This window comes from Rhodococcus sp. NPDC058639, from assembly GCF_042717545.1.
Classification (GTDB): Bacteria; Actinomycetota; Actinomycetes; order Mycobacteriales; family Mycobacteriaceae; genus Rhodococcus.
In genome coordinates this window covers 233618-236732 of sequence record NZ_JBHXRF010000009.1, presented here as the reverse complement: position 1 = coordinate 236732, position 3115 = coordinate 233618, and the positions used below count along the sequence as shown (strand labels likewise).

Here is a 3115-nt window from a genome sequence, read left to right as displayed (position 1 = left end):
GGCACCGCGCAGGGATCGACGGTGACCCCGATCCCGCATCCCGCGCGGTACGACATGAGTGTCGCGTTGAACGCGGCGCCGTGCGTCGGGCCGAAACCGTAATATCGCTCGACTTTCGCGCCACCGATGTAGAGCGGCGCGCTCGACCCGGGGAGCGTGGCGGTGAGTACGTCGTGCGCACCGAACAGCGCCTCGCTGTTCGACAGTGCGGTCACCGGTTCTCCGCGCCGTCCCTGAGCATTCGCGGGGCGTGAGTCCGTGCCGTCGGGAGAGGTGGTGCGATCCGTCTCGATCCGTCGCATCAGTTCTTCCGGGTTCGAAGCGCTGTCGAGCAACTCGACCGTGACGGGGTGACCCGTGGAGACCGGAATTGCGGCGCGCAGGTTGTCGGCCTTACGGCCCTGGCGGTGCCGGTATGCAGCGCACGCGAGCAGCATCGCGGCGGCGAAGCCGCTCTCGAGTCCGCAGTTCGCCCGGTCGGCCGCGACACGGAGGGCGGCGAGGGGAACGTCGACCACATGAAGCCGGGACGGGAAGTGTCGGTTGGGGGAGTGATCGGACGCCGTGCGCCGATCCGGGGTGTCAGCGGGTTCTCCCAGAAGAGCCTTCACGACGGAAGTCGCAGTCCGGGTGAGTCCGCGTGTGGCCGAGCGTGCCCACGAGCGGACGAGATCGCCCGTGTCGTCCTCGGGGGCCGCGAGGTGATGCAACCGGATCACCAGGGCGGACCGGCCACCCGTCAGTCCGTCGAGCAGTGTCAGTCCCCACAGGGGGTGCCGCACGCCCGGTGCCGGGGGAGCGGTGCGCGCGAAGTCGAGTACGTCGGCGAACGTGGCGTGCGGGGGTAAGGACACCCGGTCGAGGTGCCACGGCGGGTCGGAATCGGGGTCGCCGGCCCATCGCGGAGCTTCGAGCCCGAACGGCACGTCGACGACCCGGTGCCGGAATGCCGGCGACTCGTGATTCCCCGGTGCCAGCATGCCGGTGACCCGATCCCAGTCCGGAACGGCGTCGAGCGCGACGACCGCCACGATGACGGAACGCGGCACGGGAACGGTGGTTCCGTCGCGGTCGGGTCGGTCGGTCACAGTGGGGACGCTTTCACACGATCCGGCCTGCGGCACCGATCTTGGGGGGCGCATTGCGGATTCGAGTCGAAACGGTGATCCGCCGTCGCCGGCGCGCAGACCGGGACGGAAACGACAAAACGTCCGTCGACCTGGTGGTCGACGGACGTTTGCCCTGGAGGGGATGACGGGAATCGAACCCGCGTAGCCAGTTTGGAAGACTGGGGCTCTACCATTGAGCTACATCCCCGTTGCCGTTGCTTTCACCGTTTCCGCGGTGTCCGCTCCGTGCAGGATGAGACTGTACCGAACCTCGCTTTGGATTTCATAATCGGGGGGCCGTAGGATTCTGCTGCGGGTCCCCAGGGATGCTCTAGGGGTAGCCGGTGACGGGATGTGGCGCAGCTTGGTAGCGCATCCGCTTTGGGAGCGGAGGGTCGCAGGTTCGAATCCTGTCATCCCGACCAGATCGAACGGCGTCAGCGCGCTCAGTAGTGACACGAACGACCGACCAGACAGCACGACAGAAGGAGCATGTCCCGTGAAGAGCACCGTCGAGCAGCTGAGCCCGACGCGAGTCCGTATCAACGTTGAGGTGCCCTTCGAGGAACTCCAGCCTGATTTCGACCGCGCCTTCCAGTCCCTCGCAGGACAGGTGCGCATCCCGGGCTTCCGTCCGGGCAAGGCGCCCCGCAAGATCCTCGAGGCCCGTGTCGGACGCGGCGCCGTGCTCGAGCAGGTCGTCAACGACGCCATCCAGTCCCGCTACAACGAGGCTGTGACCAGCAACGAGGTCAAGGTCCTGGGCCAGCCCGAGATCGACGTGACCAAGCTCGAGGACAACGTGGAGCTCGTCTTCAACGCCGAGGTCGACGTGCGTCCCGAGATCACCCTGCCGGACTTCTCCGAGATCGCCGTCACCGTCGATCCCGTCGAGATCACCGACGAGGACATCGAGGAGCAGCTGCTGTCGCTGCGTCAGCGCTTCGGCACCCTCAAGGGCGTGGAACGTCCCGTGCAGAACGGCGACTTCGTCTCCATCGACCTGTCCGCGACCGTCGACGGTGAAGAGGTCACCGAGGCCGCCACCGAGGGTCTGTCCCACGAGGTCGGCTCCGGACAGCTCATCGACGGACTCGACGACGCGATCATCGGCACCTCCGCCGGCGAGTCGAAGGACTTCAACTCCACCCTCCTCGCGGGCGAGTTCGCCGGCAAGGAAGCGGTCGTCACCGTCAAGGTGAACTCGGTCAAGGAGCGCGAGCTCCCCGAGGCCGACGACGACTTCGCGCAGCTCGCGAGCGAGTTCGACACCATCGACGAGCTGACCGCCGACCTGCGCGAGCGCGTCGAGCGTGTCAAGAAGGTCGAGCAGGCCGGCCAGATCCGCGACAAGGTCCTCGAGGTTCTGCTCGACACCGTCGAGATCCCGCTCCCCGACGCGGTCGTCCAGGCCGAGGTCGACAGCGCGGTCCACGACGCAATCCACGAGCTCGATCACGACGAAGCCCAGCTCGACAAGCTGCTCGAGGCTCAGGGTTCGAGCCGCGAGGAGTTCGACAAGGAGGCTCGTGAGTCCGCCGAGCGTTCGGTGAAGACCCAGCTGCTGCTGGACGCGATCGCCGAGGCAGAGGGCACCACCGTCGAGCAGCAGGAGCTGACCGAGCGGATCTTCTTCCAGGCGCAGCGCTACGGCATCCCGCCCGAGCAGTTCATCCAGCAGATCAGCCAGGCCAACCAGCTCGGCGCGGTTTTCGCCGACGTGCGTCGCGGCAAGGCGCTCGGTTCGGTGGTCGATCGCGTGACCGTCACCGACACCACCGGCGCGTCGGTCGACACGAGCGAGCTGTTCGGCACCAAGAAGGACGACGCGGATGCCGAGGATTCGGCTGCCGAGAGCACCGAGGATTCGGCCTCCGAGTAGTCGGTTTTTTTCCGCTTTGAGCGAAGAGGGGCGGCACCCGGGCGGCCGGGGGGCCCCCCCGGGGTTTTGTTACTGTGAGCCATACCCCCAAGAAGAAAAGGGAGGGACCCCGGAGACAAAAAGA

2 protein-coding genes and 2 tRNA genes are annotated in these 3115 nt (G+C 66.9%); 2 read left to right on the top strand and 2 right to left on the bottom strand.

The features are described from left to right. A partial coding sequence (locus ACFWU2_RS19105; protein WP_378609478.1) for a wax ester/triacylglycerol synthase domain-containing protein occupies window positions 1–1088 on the bottom strand: 1088 nt, incomplete at its 3' end. A gap of 155 nt (window positions 1089–1243) precedes the next feature. Next, window positions 1244–1317, bottom strand: a tRNA-Gly gene (locus tag ACFWU2_RS19100). 140 nt (window positions 1318–1457) lie between these two features. Here ACFWU2_RS19100 and ACFWU2_RS19095 point away from each other — a divergent pair. Together ACFWU2_RS19095 and tig are read left to right on the top strand one after the other, a co-directional pair. Then, window positions 1458–1534, top strand: a tRNA-Pro gene (locus ACFWU2_RS19095). A 74-nt stretch (window positions 1535–1608) separates the two neighbouring features. Continuing rightward, window positions 1609–2991 carry a trigger factor gene (gene tig / locus ACFWU2_RS19090; RefSeq protein WP_169620474.1) on the top strand — a complete coding sequence of 461 codons (1383 nt, stop codon included), beginning with the start codon at window positions 1609–1611 and terminating at the stop codon, window positions 2989–2991. Window positions 2992–3115: the final 124 nt, after the last annotated feature.